General features: G+C 72.9%; 13 protein-coding genes. 3 read left to right on the top strand and 10 right to left on the bottom strand.

The genetic code is table 11. From position 1 onward, the window contains the following. Positions 1–187: 187 nt before the first annotated feature. From LY12_RS05640 to LY12_RS05605, 8 genes are all read right to left on the bottom strand, one after another. Positions 188–2,128 carry a peptidoglycan D,D-transpeptidase FtsI family protein gene (locus LY12_RS05640; protein ID WP_253853710.1) on the bottom strand — a complete coding sequence of 647 codons (1,941 nt, stop codon included), beginning with the start codon at positions 2,126–2,128 and terminating at the stop codon, positions 188–190. A 54-nt stretch (positions 2,129–2,182) separates the two neighbouring features. Further along, positions 2,183–3,025 carry a cell division protein FtsL gene (ftsL, locus tag LY12_RS26220; protein WP_372493451.1) on the bottom strand — a complete coding sequence of 281 codons (843 nt, stop codon included), beginning with the start codon at positions 3,023–3,025 and terminating at the stop codon, positions 2,183–2,185. Further along, positions 3,022–3,981, bottom strand: coding sequence for a 16S rRNA (cytosine(1402)-N(4))-methyltransferase RsmH (gene rsmH / locus LY12_RS05630; RefSeq protein WP_253853708.1), 960 nt, complete (start codon positions 3,979–3,981; stop codon positions 3,022–3,024). Before rsmH ends, ftsL begins: the two co-directional genes overlap by 4 nt. A 198-nt stretch (positions 3,982–4,179) precedes the next feature. Then, complete coding sequence (gene mraZ / locus LY12_RS05625) at positions 4,180–4,611, bottom strand: division/cell wall cluster transcriptional repressor MraZ (RefSeq protein WP_253853706.1); 432 nt, start codon at positions 4,609–4,611, stop codon at positions 4,180–4,182. Positions 4,612–5,139: 528 nt separating this feature from the next. After that, the gene (locus LY12_RS05620) at positions 5,140–5,925 is read right to left on the bottom strand and encodes an ESX secretion-associated protein EspG (protein WP_253853704.1); all 786 of its coding nucleotides are present in this window, start codon (positions 5,923–5,925) and stop codon (positions 5,140–5,142) included. Continuing rightward, positions 5,922–6,560 (bottom strand): PE-PGRS family protein, encoded by a 639-nt coding sequence (locus tag LY12_RS05615; RefSeq protein ID WP_253853703.1) that lies wholly within the window; start codon positions 6,558–6,560, stop codon positions 5,922–5,924. The genes LY12_RS05620 and LY12_RS05615 overlap by 4 nt, the downstream gene beginning before the upstream one ends. Then, positions 6,557–7,147: a DUF3558 family protein gene (locus tag LY12_RS05610; RefSeq protein ID WP_253853702.1), complete on the bottom strand. Its 591-nt coding sequence runs from the start codon at positions 7,145–7,147 to the stop codon at positions 6,557–6,559. Before LY12_RS05610 ends, LY12_RS05615 begins: the two co-directional genes overlap by 4 nt. A 74-nt stretch (positions 7,148–7,221) precedes the next feature. After that, positions 7,222–7,617, bottom strand: a complete 396-nt coding sequence (locus LY12_RS05605) for a hypothetical protein (RefSeq protein WP_253853701.1) — start codon at positions 7,615–7,617, stop codon at positions 7,222–7,224. Between the two features lie 236 nt (positions 7,618–7,853). On the opposite strand from LY12_RS05605, the gene LY12_RS05600 reads away from it, so the two are divergent. The 3 genes from LY12_RS05600 (at position 7,854) to LY12_RS05590 (ending at position 12,914) form a co-directional block, all read left to right on the top strand. Then, positions 7,854–9,029: an AAA family ATPase gene (locus tag LY12_RS05600; protein WP_308292072.1), complete on the top strand. Its 1,176-nt coding sequence runs from the start codon at positions 7,854–7,856 to the stop codon at positions 9,027–9,029. 130 nt (positions 9,030–9,159) lie between these two features. Beyond that, complete coding sequence (locus LY12_RS05595; RefSeq protein WP_253854925.1) at positions 9,160–10,431, top strand: DUF58 domain-containing protein; 1,272 nt, start codon at positions 9,160–9,162, stop codon at positions 10,429–10,431. Continuing rightward, positions 10,428–12,914: a transglutaminase TgpA family protein gene (locus LY12_RS05590; protein WP_253853700.1), complete on the top strand. Its 2,487-nt coding sequence runs from the start codon at positions 10,428–10,430 to the stop codon at positions 12,912–12,914. The genes LY12_RS05595 and LY12_RS05590 overlap by 4 nt, the downstream gene beginning before the upstream one ends. A 408-nt stretch (positions 12,915–13,322) precedes the next feature. On the opposite strand, the gene LY12_RS05585 is transcribed toward LY12_RS05590, so the two are convergent. Continuing rightward, positions 13,323–13,739, bottom strand: a complete 417-nt coding sequence (locus LY12_RS05585; RefSeq protein ID WP_253853699.1) for an SCO2097 family morphological protein — start codon at positions 13,737–13,739, stop codon at positions 13,323–13,325. A 206-nt stretch (positions 13,740–13,945) separates the two neighbouring features. Then, positions 13,946–15,199 carry a DNA polymerase IV gene (locus tag LY12_RS05580; protein WP_253853698.1) on the bottom strand — a complete coding sequence of 418 codons (1,254 nt, stop codon included), beginning with the start codon at positions 15,197–15,199 and terminating at the stop codon, positions 13,946–13,948. Positions 15,200–15,258 lie beyond the last annotated feature (59 nt).

Below are 15,258 nucleotides of genomic sequence, written 5' to 3'. Positions count from 1 at the left end.
CCGTCACCGTCCACGCCGGCCCGTTGCCGCGTGACGGCGCCTGCGACCGGCCGTCCCGACCCGGCGGCTGCGGCGCAGGCGCTGTGCGGTCCCGGAGCGGTGCTATCCGGGTACGGTGCGACCGAGGGCGCTGGCACGAAACACCCCGGCACCGAGTGCTCCGGCACCGAACGCTCCTGGCCGAGGGTCACTGCCGCCGGATGAGCGGCACCACCGGCGCCTCCTTGTCCGACAGCGGGATCTGGTACCGCTGCGCCAGATACGACGAGATCTGCTTGAACAGCGGTGCGGCCGAACTGCCCGCGGGCAGCGTCGTGTCCGGGGCGTCGAGCCGGATGCCGACGACGAAGCGCGGGTCGTCGGCGGGCAGGATCCCGGCGAACGTGATGTTGTAGAGCTCGTTGCTGTAGGCCCCGGTCTCCGGGTCGACCTGCTGCCCCGTTCCGGTCTTGCCCGAGATCTGGTATCCCTCGATCGCGGCCTGCGGTGCGGTGCCGCTCTCGTACAGGTCACCGTCCTGGGTCGTCGCCCGCAGCATGTTGCGCACCGTGCGGGCCGTCTTCGCACTCACGACGCGCGTACGGTCCGGCTCCGGTTCGGCCACCCGCCTGCCGTCGGGTGTGCGGGTCGCGGCGACCACGCGCGGTTCGACCCGCACGCCGTCGTTCGCGATCGCCTGGTACATCCCGGCCATCTGCAGCACCGTCATCGACAGGCCCTGGCCGATCGGCAGGTTGCCGAACGTGGTGCCCGACCACTGGTTGCGCGGCGGAACGTAGCCGGGGCTCTCACCGGGCAGGCCGGCACCCGTGCGCCGGCCGAGTCCGAACTTCTTCAGCAGGTCCAGGTACCGGTCCGGGCCGAGCTCCTGGGCGAGCATGAGCGTGCCGACGTTCGACGACTTGGCGAAGATGCCCGTCGTGGTGAACGGCTGCGTGCCGTGGTCCCACGCATCGCGCACGGTGTGGTCGGCGACCTTCATCGAGCCGGGAACGCGGTGGACGTCCCGCGGCCCGGTGATGCCGTTCTCGATCGCACCCGCCGCGGTGATGACCTTGTTCACCGAGCCCGGTTCGAACGGCTGGGTGACCGCCTTCTCCGTCATGAGATCCGGGTCGAGATTGTTCGGGTCGAGCGTCTTCTCACTCGTCAGCCCGTAGATCTCACCGGTCTTCGAATCCAGCACCACCGCGCTGCCGCCGTCGGCCCTTGACTTCGCCACATAGTCCGACAACATCCGCTGCAGGTTGTACTGCACGTCGGAATCGAGGGTCAGTTCGAGGTCCGAACCGGGGATCGCCGGTTGCACCTCCCGCTCCGTACCCGGGATCACCACGTCGGTGCCCTGCGCCGTATCCACGACCTGCCTGCCCGGTTCACCCGTCAGCACACTGTTGCGCGCGCTCTCCAACCCGGCGAGACCTTCGATGTTGTGTTTGGACTGGTCCGGTTCCTCCATACGCCAATTGGCGAACCCGACGATGTTCGAACCGACCTTGCCCGACGGGTACTCGCGGCGAGCGCGCTTCTCGTAGCCGATCTCCGGGTACTTCTCCTGGATCTCGTCGGCCACCGACGGCTTCACGTCGTCGACGAGGTAGGTGAAGCTCGAGTCCTTGTCGTGGAATTCCTCGAGCAGTTCGGACTCGGTGGCCTTGTCCGGCACCTTCTGCGCGATGAACTTCGCGATCTCGGCGACCCGCGTGTCGTAGCTCTCCTTCGAGTCCGGGTTCTTCTTCTCGGCCTCTGCCCAGTTCTTCCGCATCAGCCGCAGGTTCGCCCACAGGGTGCGGGTCTCCACACTGAAGGCGAGCTTCGCCCCGTTGCGATCCACAATGGAGCCGCGCTGGGCCGGGATGTCGATCGTGGTGGTGCGCTGCTGTTCGGCGCGCGCCGACAACGCCTCGGCCTGGAACCCTTGCACGTAGCCGAGTTTGAGACCGGTGGCGACGAGCACCACCGCGAGCACGATCCGGCCGATGACGAACCGGCTCCGCGTGCCCCGATCGGCCGGGGTCCGGCCCGCACGACGCGCTTTCGCCGAGTACGTCCGTCCCACCGGGCCGCGCCCCCGCGACGGCGCCTGCCCGCTCGCGCCCCCCGGCCCCGCCGGTCGTTTCGGTCGCATCGGTCCCCTCCGGATCGCTCGCACCACCCCACGCCCGTTCCGGCGGGCGGGAAGTCAGTCGGCCGTCTCCTCGCCGCCACCGGACTCCGCTGCCCGATCATCGGAGCCGGCGTCCCCAGTGTCGCCGCCACCGGGGCCGTCACCGCCGTTGCCGCGGTCGCCGCGCGTGTCGGCCCCGGCCTGCCGGTCGCGCTGCTGACCGTCCCGGCCGCCCTGCCCGTCGTCGTCCGCCGCGTCGCCGCCCCGCCCGTCGCCCGCGGTACGGCCGTCGTTGGAACCGGCGTTGCCACCGCCCGCGGTGCCGCCGTCGTTGCCGTTCCCTGCAGGCGGCCGCGGCGCCTGCGGCGGCGCGGGTTCGGTCGCGCGCTTCGACTCACCGACCACGCGCACCGTGCCGTCCTCACGCACGACGAGTCGGGCCGGGTTGCCGCCCGGGACCATGCCCAGGGCCTTCGCCCGCTCCGCGAGCTGTGCGGGTGCACCCGCCGAAGCGACCTCGCGCTGGAGTTCCTCGGACCGCTCGGCCAGCGAGGCATTGCTCTCGCGGAGTTGTTCGAGCCGGTACGAATCGGAGATCGCCTGCGTCGAGAGCCACAGCGTCGTCGCCACCCCCACGGCCATCAGCGCCATGAGCATCAGCACGAACGACGCCCGGGACCTCGGCCAGCGCAGCCGCAGCCGCAGCCGCTGCGGCTCGGGCGTCTCGCGGCGTTCGGTCTGCCGCTGCAGTGTCTCCGCGCGCTGTGCGCGGCGAGCGTAGGCGCGTTCGGCCGCGGAGCTGCGGCGCCGCGGCGATCCGGTCTCGGGAGCGGATGTCGGTGCCTGCCTCGCGGTACGGCGCGGATTCTGCCGCGGCCGCTCGACCGGCTGGGGACGAGGACGTGCGGGTGCAGTCATGAGGCAGCCGCTCCAATCCGCTCGGCCGCGCGCAGACGTACCGACGCCGCACGCGGGTTGTGCTCGATCTCCTGCTCGCCCGCCTTCTCGGCACCTCGGGTGAGCAGGCGGAACTCGGGGCCGTGGCCGGGAAGCTCCACGGGCAGGCCCTCCGGTGTCCGCGAAGCGGCACGTTCGGCGAGGGCTCGCTTGACGATGCGGTCCTCCAGCGAGTGGTAGGCCTCGACGACGATCCGGCCGCCCTCACCGAGCGCGTCGAGCGCGGCCGGCACGGCGGCACGCAGCACGTCCAGCTCCCGGTTCACCTCGATCCGCAGTGCCTGGAACGTCCGCTTCGCCGGATGGCCGCCGGTGCGCCTGCTCGCCGCGGGCACGGCGTCGTAGAGCACCCGGACGAGCCGTTCACTGCGGTCGAAGGGCTCGGACTCCCGTTCGGCGACGATCGCCTTCGCGATCCGCTGGGCGAACCGTTCCTCCCCGTACTCACGCAGGATCCGGGTCAGCTCGGCGACCGAGTACGTGTTGAGCACGTCGGCCGCCCGCAGGCCCGTGGTCTGGTCCATCCGCATGTCCAGCGGGGCGTCCTGCGAGTAGGCGAAACCCCGGTCGGTGACGTCGAGCTGCATCGAGGAGACGCCCAGGTCCATGAGCACGCCGTCCACATGAGACAGTCCGAGTTCGTCGAGGACGTCGGGGAGCGCGTCGTACACCGCGTGGACGTACTCGACCCGGTCCCCGTGGCGCGCCAGCCGCTGCCGTGCCCGCTCGAGCGCGTTCGGGTCCCGGTCCAGACCGATGAGCCGCAGCCGCGGGTGTGCCGCCAGCAGGGCGTCGGCGTGACCGCCCAGACCCAGCGTGGTGTCGACGAGCACGGCGTCGCGGTCGGCCACCGCGGGAGTCAGCAGCGCGGTGACCCGGTCGAGCAGGACGGGCAGGTGCGCGGAGTCACTGGTCACTGCGCCCCCTTCCGTCCCGCCCCACCGGGACTGTCCTCCCCGACGCGGGGCGGATGCCTACAGGTTGCGGGCCTGATACCGGGGAAGGTGCATCAGGGCCGCAGCCTGAGGGCATCCGCGCCCACGTCGTCCGTTCGTCGCTTCCCGTGTCCCCGACGACGCGGGAAGCACGCCGTGACCGGATCTCCGGCTTCCGCGTCAGAAGACACCGGGCAGGATCTCCTCCTGCGCCTTGGCGTAGTTGTCCTCGTTCTCGTCCAAATAGGACTGCCACGCCTCGGAATCCCAGATCTCCAGCCTGGTGATCGCCCCGATCACCACGCATTCCTTGTTGAGCCCGGCATAACGCCGCAACTCGGGTGCGATCGGAATCCGGCCCTGGCCGTCCGGTCGCTGTTCATCGGTTCCCGCGAACAGGTACCGCTGATAGGCCCGCACCGATTCGTTCGTGAACGGAGCCTCCGCGACCTTCCTGGCCATCTGCTCGAATTCCGCTCGCGGGAAGACGTAGAGGCAGTGGTCCTGACCCTTGGTGATCATCAGACCCCCAGCCAACGCTTCCCGGAACTTCGAAGGCAGCGTCAGCCGCCCTTTGTCGTCCAGCTTCGGGGTGTGAGTGCCGAGGAACATCGGCCTCCACCTCCCCTGCCGAGCCCGCAATCCGTCCCGTCGGACCTGCCGGCATCGACCCCGGAGCTCCCTTCCGCCCCACTGGACACCACCGTACCCCACTTCTCCCCACAGTCAACGTGAAAAGCCGGGAAACAGGACCGGACCAGTAGCGTTCACGCAGGTCACAGCCGTGGTTCAGCAGTGGGTAGCAGTGGGGGAAGATCGCCGTCCCGGGGGATACAACCCCGCCACGAACACCCACACGGCGCCCGCTATGCCCGATTCAGCGGTGTTCTTCGGCGTTCGGGGCGACCGGTGGGTGGCCGTGGGGAACCCGTCGTCCCCGGCGTGGGGGCGGAGTGGGGCGCTCCGCGGATCAGGTGGGGGCCGGGTGGGGATGCCGGCCGGCCGGGCGCGATCCGGGCACCGTCGGGTGGGGATGCCGGCCGGCCCGGCGCGATGCGGGTGACCACAGGTGGGAAGGGCCCGCCGTCCGCGGCCCTCCTCGCAAGCCCGGCCCTTCCTCGTAAGCCGCGGCCCTCGTCGTCAGCGGCGGCCGGGCACGGCCGCGGAGCCCGCCGGCGTGGTCCGCTCCTCGGCGAGGAGGTCGGCGAGACGTGCGGCCACGCGCTCACGGTCGGCCGGTGCCACCGTCAGCCAGGGGTCACCGGCCGGGCCGGGCCGGGTGACCGCCGTGTAGGCGCCGACGTCCGTGAGGAACCAGCTGATACCGCCCTGCCGCACGAACCGCGACTCCTCGCGGCGGTACACGGAGAACTGCCCTGCCGACAGCACCGGTCGCGCCTGGATGGCCAGCACCTCGCGCACCTGCCGATCGTGGGCGCGCGAGCCGGTGCCGCTCTCGTAGATCGGATCGGCCGCGGTCGCGAGCGTCGCCGAGGGCAGGCTCACGCCGTGCCCCGGCCCGGCGTCCACCTCGGGCAGGATCGCCGCCGCCTCGCCGCAGCTGCGGTCGCGTGCCACGGCGTCGAGACCGACGGTGCGGTTCGGCTGGACGGCCAGCACTCCCCTGCCGTCGGGCAGCTGCGCGACGAGACCGCGGAGCGGCTCGGGATCGGCCGCGTCGAACAGCACCTCACATTCGATCACCGCGGCCGCCGCCGCGATGCCGGTCAACCTGCCGCGCAGTGTCTCGTCCAGTTCGCCGGGATACAGCCCGCGATCGGCGAGGTTGGCATAGACGTCCCGGCGGATGCCCGCGCGTTCGTCGCCGGTGCGGCCGACACTCGGCACGGCGAGCACGGACGGCGGCGCACCCAGTTCCAGGTCCGACCAGAGCACGTCGAACGCCGAGGCCGAGAGCCGGATCATGCCGGGCCGCTCAGCGACGGCGGTACCGGGAACGAGGACACCCGCGCCGCGTCGCGCAGTGCGAGATCGCGCGCGTGCAGCACGTCGACGGCCCTGCGCCGCGCCTCCTCGGACTCGGCGCGCCGCTGGGCCATCGCGTCGGTCAGGCCCGCCAGGGCCGCGAGGTCTCCGGTGCCCATCGCATCGCGGATCATCGCGCCCGGGTCGTAGGAGACCGGATCCGGCATCGCCGACCGCGCGTGCGCCGCCGCTCCCGCCTGCGCCGACACGGCACCACCCAGGGCGTCGGCGGTCGCCGCGGCCTGCCCCGCCCATGCGGTGGCCCTGCCCAGTGCCGCCCGCAGCGCCCGGCCCGCCTCGCCCTGCCACACGTCCTCGGAGTCGGTGGCCGTGCCGGCCAGCTGCTCACTCGCCTGCTGCAGCGTGCGGCCGAGGCTCCGCCAGCCCGTGCCGATCTCACCGGCGGACTCGGGATCGTTGCCACCGTCGGCGATGGCCTTGAGCTGTTCGTGGCTGTACCACTCGTACCGCACGTCCGGTTCCGGTGCACCGGCCGTGGTGGCCGCGTCCCCGGTCTCCGCGGCACCGGGGGACGACTCACCCCGTCGCGACGCGCCCTGTGACGACTCGTTCATCCGGCCCTCCCGGGAAGATCGGGTGCGATCAGCTCCGCCACGGCGGCCGCGCGGTCGCAGGACTCGCGGGTGCCGCGGAAGTCCGCCGTGGACACGTCGATGTGGACCGACGCGGTCGCCCCCGCGGCCAGCAGCACCGTGCAGGTGCCGTCGTCGGCGGCGAGATCCGCGACACGCCGCGCCTCGCGTCCCGCGATCCGCAGCGGGCTCGCCGGCCCGTCCGGCCGCAGGTCGGCCAGCGCGGAGGTGGTGTCGAAGGTGACGGTGACGCCGCCCGCGCCCGGCTCGGTGTAGTCGCATGCGCGGACCGAGCCGACCGTACGGCGCTCACCCGGCACGGTCAGTCCCGCCGTCGACCGTTCGGCGGGGGTCAGCCACGCGCACGGATCGGAATCGGCCGCCGTGCCGTCCGACGGTGCCGTGTCCGACGGTGGGGTCTCCGACGGCGCGGTGTTCGAGGGTGGGGTGTTCGGCGCCGCACCGCCCGCACCCGCCGCGGCGTCGCCGCCGATCGCGCCGCAGGCAGACGCCCCGAGCAGGCCCGCCCCGGACAACATCGCCACGATCCCCGTGCGCCGCCCCGGCACGCCGGCACCGCCGCTGCGAGGGCCGCCGGCACCGGCTCTGCGACCGGCACCAGGGGTCCACCGGAACCGCCGATTCATCCGCCCTGACAATCGACGCCCCTCAGATCGCCCTCGGCCTGCTCGTCCTGACTGCGGTACTGCTCGAGTGCGGTGGTGATCCGGGACCGCAGATCCGCGAGTTCTCTGCCGAAGGCCACGAGCGCGTCCGACACCGCGCCCGAGGCAGGCTCCCCGCCGCCCGCGGGGTCGATGCCGTAGCGGGCCATGAACTCGCCGATCTCACCGGCGTAGCCGCCGCCGAGCGGCACCGACCGCCCGAGCACCTGCGCCTCCCTGACGAGCCTGCCGACGACGTCCTGGAGATCGCCGATCCGCTGCAACGCGTCCTCGGCCAGTTCCGGCGCGACGGCGAAAGTGCCGGCCGGTACGTCGACGGGACCCGTGACGGGGGCGGGCGTACCACTGGTCATCGCGAGGTGCCTCTCCGTAACCGGACGGTTCCGGCCCGCAATCCTAGGCGACCGTGTGCCGGTGTCCAGTCCTCCGCTCGGCTGGTGCGGCCGCCGTCGCCGTGCGCCGGAGGCCGCGACCGCCGTGTGCCCGGTGTCACCACACCACCACACGGGGTGAATCCCCTCGTTTCGCCCGTCTTTGACACACTTCGTGGGAGCCTGGAGCAGGGCACATGCATGAATGTGGAGGTCGCGTGACGTCGAGAGGGCACTCTGCCGCAACCACCGAGACGTTCGGTGACCGCCCCGCGTACCCGACGGCCGGAGCGCCGGCGCCACCCGTCGGCCTCGGCGACCTGCACGAGACGGCGCAGCGCATCGCCGCCAACGTGGAACGCGTACTCGTCGGCAAACCCGACGTCGTCCGCATCGCACTGGTCACCCTGCTGTCCGAGGGACACCTGCTCGTCGAAGACGTCCCCGGCGTCGGCAAGACATCCCTCGCCAAGGCCCTGGGCCGGTCCATCGACTGCACCGTGAGCCGTATCCAGTTCACGCCCGACCTCATGCCGAGCGACGTCACCGGCGTGTCGATCTACAACCGTCAGCAGGCCACGTTCGAGTTCCGCCCCGGTCCCGTGTTCGCGAACATCGTCGTCGGCGACGAGATCAACCGCGCCTCCCCCAAGACCCAGTCCGCGCTGTTGGAGTGCATGGAGGAGCGGCAGGTCACCGTCGACACGACGACGTACCCGCTCGACTCGCCGTTCATGGTGATCGCCACGCAGAACCCGGTCGAGATGGAGGGCACGTACGCCCTGCCGGAGGCCCAGCGTGACCGCTTCACGGCGCGCGTCTCGGTCGGCTACCCGGATCCGCAGGCGGAACTGGCGATGGTCGACGAGCACGCGGGCCACAATCCGCTCGACGACCTCACCCCGGTCTCGGACGGCGAGACGGTGCACCGGCTCGCTCGCGCCGTCCAGCAACTGCACGTCGCGCCGGACGTGCGCCAGTACGCGGTCGACCTGGTCTCGGCCACGCGGCAGCTGCCGGAGCTGCGGCTCGGCGCCTCACCACGGGCGACGTTGCAGTTGGTTCGCGCCGCCCGCGCCCAGGCCGCGCTCGCCGGCCGCGAGTTCGTCGTGCCCGACGACCTGCACGCGGTCGCGGTACCCGTACTGGCGCACCGGCTCGTCCTCACCACCGAGGCGCTCGCCGCACGCCGCTCCGCCTCGGATGTCGTCCACACCGTCCTGCAGCGGGTTCCCGTGCCGCAGCGCGGCGCACCCACGGGCGGAGCGGCCGGCAACGGAGCCCCCGCCGGCACCCGCCCGCCGGCACCCCACCCCACCAACGGCCACGCCGGCCGTCCGGGTGCGGGGCAGCCCGGCGCACCGGACGGCCACGGCAGCCCGTACGGCTACTGAGCCGGATCCGACCATGACCAGCTATGCCGCAGGCGGCCCGGCACCGCGGAGACCCGGCGGCCAGGACACGGCCGGCGCTCCGTCCGAGCGGGCGGCGACATCCCCGTCGACGCGACCGCGCCGACGGGTCCTGCCGCGTGCCCTGTCCGGGCTGACCACTCGCGGCCGCTGCCTGCTCGCCGCGGGCGTGGCCGCCGCGGTCTGCGCCGTGGTCCTCGACGAGCGCGGTCTGCTCCGCGTCGCGGCGTTCGTCGTGGCGCTGCCCCTGCTGGCCGCCGCGCTCACCACGGCGTCGAAGGTCCGTATCGGGGCGCGCCGCACCGTCACCCCCGAGCGTGTCCCCGCAGGCGGCGACGGCGACGTGAGCCTCGACCTGTGGCGCACCGGACGGCTGCCCGCCGGGGAGATCCTGCTCGAAGACCGCCTGCCACATCCGCTCGGCCCGCGGCCACGGTTCGTGGTGGAGCGGCTCCCCCACCATCCCGTCACGTTGCGCTACCCGATCCGGCCCGGCATGCGCGGTGTCCACCGCATCGGCACCCTGCGCGCGACGATCACCGATCCGTTCGGGCTCTGCGAGGTCGACCGCGATCTGGTGCCGCCGTCGCCGGTCGTCGTCGTACCACGGGTCACACCGCTGCGCGGCCGCCCGGACGGCGCGGGCACGGGCGGCGTCGACAGCGGCAGCATCCGCCACCACGCCGGCCAGGGCGACCCGGACGTCATGGTGCGCCAGTACCGCACCGGCGACGACATGCGGAAGGTCCACTGGCGCTCCACCGCACGCCGCGACGAGATCATGGTGCGCGTCGAGGAACGGCCGTGGCGGGGCGGCACCACCGTCTTGCTCGACCGGCGCGGCGCCGCGCACCACGGGGTGGGCCACCCCGACGGCAGTCTCGAATGGGCCGTCGAATTCGCCGCCAGCGTGTGCCTGCACCTGAGCGGGGCCGGCAGCCCGGTGCGACTGGCCGACGAACGCGGCCACGTCCTGGCCGACCTCGCGGACGGTGCGGGCCCGGCGGGCGGCGGTGTCGTCCTCGACGCGCTCGCCGCACTGCAACCCGCCCACGGGCGCGACCTCGCCGTCTCCTCCGGTCCGGTGCACGCGCAGGGCCACGAGCTGATCGCCGTGCTGGGCACCGTCGGCGCCCAAGGCGTCGCCGAACTGACCCACACCCGCCCACGCGGAGCGCCCAGCCTCGCCGTACTGGTCGACACCACGTCGTGGCAGCAGCCCGGCGGCAAGCCGGCCGCGGCCGTCACCGACACGGCCGCGCTGCTGCGGGCCGCGGGCTGGCGGGTCGTCGTCGCGGGCCGGCACGCGGACATCGCGGACACCTGGGCTCAGCTGTGCCGCGCCACGGCGACCACCCCGGCGCGGGCGGGTGGTTTCCGGTGAGCGCGCCCGCACCGACCGCGCCGCCGCCGGGGCCCGGGTCGGCACCGCCGCGGTGGCGGCCCCTGATAAGCCTGCACGGCATCGTCGGCCCGCTGATGGCCGCGCTCGCGACGATCGCCGTGTCCACGGCATTGACCGGCGTCGTGCAGGGATGGTCGTGGTTCGGCGACATCGTGACGGCGGCGCTGCTCATCGCGGGGACCGGGATCGGGCTGCGCGCCGTGCGGCTGCACCCGTTCCTCGTCGGCGCCGCCCAACTGGGAGCACTCCTCCTGCTCGTCACCGGCTCGTTCACCACGGGCGGCGTGCTCGGCCTGTTCCCCGGGCCGCAGGCCTTCGGCGAATTGCACCACGTGCTGACCACCGGCTTCGCCGACATCCGCACCGGACTCCCTCCGGTCGAGGCCAGTGCCGGCATCCGCTGCCTGATCATGATCACCGTCGGACTCGTCGCGCTGGTGGTCGACCTGCTGGCGGTCACCGCGGCCGCTCCGGCGGCGACCGGTCTTCTCCTGTTGTGCGTCTACGCGGTGCCGTCGGCGCTCACCTCGGAACTGCTGCCGTGGTGGACGTTCGTGCTCGGTGTCGTCGCGTACGCCGCGCTGCTGGCCGTCGACGGCAGCCACCGGCACCGCGTGTGGCGCACCCGCGCCCCCGCACGGGGATCCGAGAGCGGCGTGGGATCGATGGCCGCCCCGTCCGGCCTGGTCGCCACCGCGGTCGCGGCAGGTCTGCTCGCGGGCGCGACGCTGACCGCCGTCGGCACCGAAGGCAGCCTGCCGGGATCGGACCCCGATCAGCAGTCCGCCCCCGGCGGACTCGGCGTCGAACCGTTCACCTCACTGCGCGGCATGCTCGGCGACCGCTCCCCGACCCGCATGTTCGAGGTCGACGGCCTCGGCGACAACGCGCCACTGATGCGCGCGTTCACCCTGTCCCGGTACATACCCGGCCAGGGCTGGGGACTGCCGGACGGCCGCCGGATGCCCGCGGGCCGCCCCGCCGACGGGCCGCTGCCGTCCGTACCGGGCGACACCGTCGCCGGGGAGGCACGCACGGTGCGGGTCACTCCCGTCAACTGGTTCGACGTCTGGCTGCCGACCTACGGCAAGATCCGCAGCCTCGACCCGCCGCCCGGCGACTGGTACTACGATCCGGGCAGCGGCGCCGTGTACAGCGAGGACAGGCGCAGACCACGCTCCTACACGATGACGACGTCGCTGTCCGAACCGACGCAGGAACAGCTGCGCGCCGCCGGTACCGTCGCCGGCCCCGAACCGCGGTACCGGGAGGTCGCCCGGGTCGATCCGCGTGTTCGTTCCCTCGCCCGAGACCTCACCGATGACGCACCGACGACGTTCGGCAAGGCCAGGGCCCTCTGGCGGTACTTCACCGACCCGTCGAACGGCTTCGTCTACGACACCGAGACCGCACCGGCGTCCGATCCGGACGCACTGGCCGACTTCGTCCTGCGCGGCAAACGCGGATTCTGCGAACAGTACGCCTCCGCCATGGCGGTCATGCTCCGTTCCCTCGACGTGCCGTCCCGCGTCGCGGTCGGCTTCACCAGGGGCACCCCCGACGGCCAGGGCACACGCGTGCTCACCTCGGAGGACGCCCACGCGTGGGTCGAGGTGTACTTCGGCGACGACCTCGGCTGGGTGACGTTCGACCCCACCCCGCTCACCAACGGCCGCGGATACACGCCCGACTACCTCGACACCGACGAGAACCCGGCCCCCGGCGACCCCGCCGAGTCCTCGCAGGCCCCGGACAGCTCGGCACCCGCTTCCCCGGAACCGTCCCAGCCCGCCGACGCCCCGCAGCAGCAGGCCCAGAGCGGTGACGGCACCGGACCGCCGGCGCAGTGGCCCGGTTGGCTCGCCGGCGGCCTACTGGCGCTGACCACCGGCGGGCTCGTGGTGTTGGCCCGACGCCTCACCACGGCCCGCGCCACTCCCGTCGCCGTGGTCTCGGCCGTGGTCGCCGCCTGGGCGGTCACGCTGGTACTGGCCGCGTGGCTGGTGCACTGGGCGGTCGCACTCGGCGTGTTCGTGGTCGTCGCCTGCCTGCTCGGCCCCGCGTGCGCCCGGGAACTGGCCCGCGGGCGGCGACTCGCCGAGGTCTCCCGTGTGACGGAGGCGTCGCCCGACGCCGCGTGGCGGGAGGTGCGGGCCGAATGCGCCGACCGTGGCCTCGACCTGCCGCCGGCGGCGACACTCCGGCAGGCCGCGGAGACCATCGGCGACCGCCTCGACCTCGACGACGCGGGCCGCCGCGAGCTGCAGACGATCGTGACCGCCGTGGAGCGCGCCTGGTACAGCCCCGCCGGGACAGCCACCCCGGACCATCGCACCGGCGCACCGCACGCGGAGCTGGGCCACGCCCTCGCCGGGCTGCGCGAGAGCCTCGCCCGCTGCGCGCCGCTGTCCTGGCGGCGACGGGCGCTGCCGCGGTCGCTGCTGCGCCGCCACGACCGCTGATCCCGGAACGGAACCCCGCACTGCGACCGCTCCCCCGGGACCTCGTCCCGCGACGGTGATCACCGGGCCGCGCCGTCACCCACTCAGGCCGGTGGGCTCCCACCCGAGACTCGGCCCGCCCGCGAAACGAGCCACCGCGAGAAGCCGGTACGGGCGGCACCGCGTGCGCCACGGCGACGAGCAAAGCGGCGGCACGAACAAGACAACCGCACGAACACAACGACACGAATGAGGCCGCGGCACGAGCATGTGGGATCGGTCGACACAACTCAAGCAGGGCTCCGCCTGCGAAGCCCTGCTCGAGAACGTCTGTGCGGTCGGCGCGGCGGCCGCGCCCGACGAATCACCCCTGCGCAGCGGACCGCGCCGCGGCGGCCCGAGTGTGTGACGTGGGCCGACCGGACGTCGTCATCGGTCGTCGAACCGCTGACGGAGCCGGTCCTCCATCCGCTGGGAGAACGAACTGCGCCGGGATTGAGCGGCACCGGACGAACCGCCGCCGGATCCCCCGGAACCGCTACCGGATTCCTCCTCCGGCTCCCCACCTGCTCGCATGGCAGTGACGACGAGCACCACCCCCAAGAACATCGCCAGGAAGCCGAACACGCTGATCAGCGGTATCTCGGCCACCCGCACCGGCACGACGACGCCCAGCACGAGCAGGCCGATGCCCACCACGAACAGCGCGGCGCCCTGCAAGCGCCTGCCCCGCTTCGGGCGACGTACCTTCGCGCCGCGTACCGACGATGCGAACTTGGGGTCCTCGGCATAGAGCTCGCGCTCGATCTGGTCGAGCAGCCGCTGCTCATGCTCGGAGAGTGGCATCTTTCCTCCTCCGGCACAGCGCTTCCCGGCGCCACCTGGCGGCACCGGACCGCATTTCAACGTGGACCCTGACAGCCCCGGTCGGGGTGTCAGACTCCAGGATACGAGCACCGCGCGTCGGCGACTACCCGATCTCCCCTTCCGGCCGCAGTGTTTCCTGCGACGACCTCCGGCCGTCGCCGGGTGGGCACGGAACGCGACCGGCATCACCTCTCATCGGGTGACAACAGCGACGCCGGCCGCACGGCCGCGGCCCCGAATCGCGATCGCGCGTCGTCGGCCGCGACCTCGGCGTCCCGCCAGCGGGGCTCGGGCGCGTCGAAACTGAGCTGTTCCGCGGCGTCACCGGCCGCCAGCCCTTCGACCCGCACCCCCACGAGACGCACCGCCACACCCGACACGGCCTCGCGCATCAGCTCGGTCGCGGTGGCGTGGACCTCGCGGGCCACGTCGGTGGCTGCGGGCAGGGTACGGGCCCTGGTGATCGTTCGGAAATCGGAGAACCGCACCTTGATCGACACCGTCCTGCCCTTGAGGCCCTTTCTGCGCAGCGTCCCGGCGACCCGCTGGGACAACCGCAGCAGCTCACGCTCGCACGCGCCGAGATCGCGGACGTCGGCGTCGAAGGTGTGCTCGGCCCCGACCGATTTCTCCTCCGACTCCGGCACCACCGTGCGGTCGTCGTGGCCGTGGGCCAATGCGTACAGGTGCTCACCCGCCGCGGCGCCGACGCTGCGGCGGAGCCGCTCCACCGGAGCGGCCGCGACGTCGGCGATGGTGGCGTACCCGTGACTGCGGAGTGCCTCCTCGGTGCGCCTGCCGACACCCCACAGCGCCGACACCGGCAGCGGGTGCAGGAACGACAGGGTCTCCGCGGCGGGAACCACGACCATGCCGTCCGGTTTCGCCATGCCGGACGCGAGCTTGGCGACGAATTTCGCCCTGCCGATGCCGACCGAGCAGGTGATCCCGTGATCGGCGGCCACCCGCTCGCGGATCCGCGCACCGATGTCGGCCGGTGTCGCCGACAGCCTGCGCAGCGCGCCGCTCACGTCGAGGAACGCCTCGTCGAGGCTGAGCGGCTCCACCAGTGGCGTGATCCCGCGGAAGAGGGCCATGACCCCGTCGGAGACCTCGCGGTAGGCGTCCCTGCTGGGCGGTAGCCACACGGCGTCCGGGCACAGCTTCCGCGCCGCCGCGGCGGGCATCGCCGAACGCACGCCGTAACGCCGTGCCTCGTACGTGGCCGACAGCACCACCGACCGCGGGCCGGCACCGGCCACGACGACCGGCCTGCCGACGAGATCGGGACGGCTGCGCAACTCGACCGCCGCGTAGAAGGCGTCCATGTCGACATGCAGCACCCCGCACCCGGTGTCGTCCGGCAACACGTCACGCGGTGTGCCGGTCCGCACCAGGAACCGCTCGTGCCCGCCGGGCAGCTGCGCATTACGTCCCACGGCGCCAGACTAGCCGCCACCACCGACGATCACGGGAGTCACGGCGCGACCGCCGGGAG

The sequence above is a fragment of the Prauserella alba genome, assembly GCF_024171735.1.
GTDB classification, from domain to species: domain Bacteria; phylum Actinomycetota; class Actinomycetes; order Mycobacteriales; family Pseudonocardiaceae; genus Prauserella; species Prauserella alba.
The sequence above is the reverse complement of the archived record's forward strand: the minus strand, read 5'-3'. Positions and strand labels throughout refer to the sequence as shown.

What these genes read in the sequence shown, in the direction of transcription:
- ftsL (WP_372493451.1), bottom strand. Translation starts at nt 3,025, where the DNA reads ATGACTGCACCCGCACGTCCTCGTCCCCAGCCGGTCGAGCGGCCGCGG.
- mraZ (WP_253853706.1), bottom strand. Translation starts at nt 4,611, where the DNA reads ATGTTCCTCGGCACTCACACCCCGAAGCTGGACGACAAAGGGCGGCTG.
- LY12_RS05620 (WP_253853704.1), bottom strand. Translation starts at nt 5,925, where the DNA reads ATGATCCGGCTCTCGGCCTCGGCGTTCGACGTGCTCTGGTCGGACCTG.
- LY12_RS05585 (WP_253853699.1), bottom strand. Translation starts at nt 13,739, where the DNA reads ATGCCACTCTCCGAGCATGAGCAGCGGCTGCTCGACCAGATCGAGCGC.
- LY12_RS05640 (WP_253853710.1), bottom strand. Translation starts at nt 2,128, where the DNA reads ATGCGACCGAAACGACCGGCGGGGCCGGGGGGCGCGAGCGGGCAGGCG.
- LY12_RS05605 (WP_253853701.1), bottom strand. Translation starts at nt 7,617, where the DNA reads ATGACCAGTGGTACGCCCGCCCCCGTCACGGGTCCCGTCGACGTACCG.
- LY12_RS05615 (WP_253853703.1), bottom strand. Translation starts at nt 6,560, where the DNA reads ATGAACGAGTCGTCACAGGGCGCGTCGCGACGGGGTGAGTCGTCCCCC.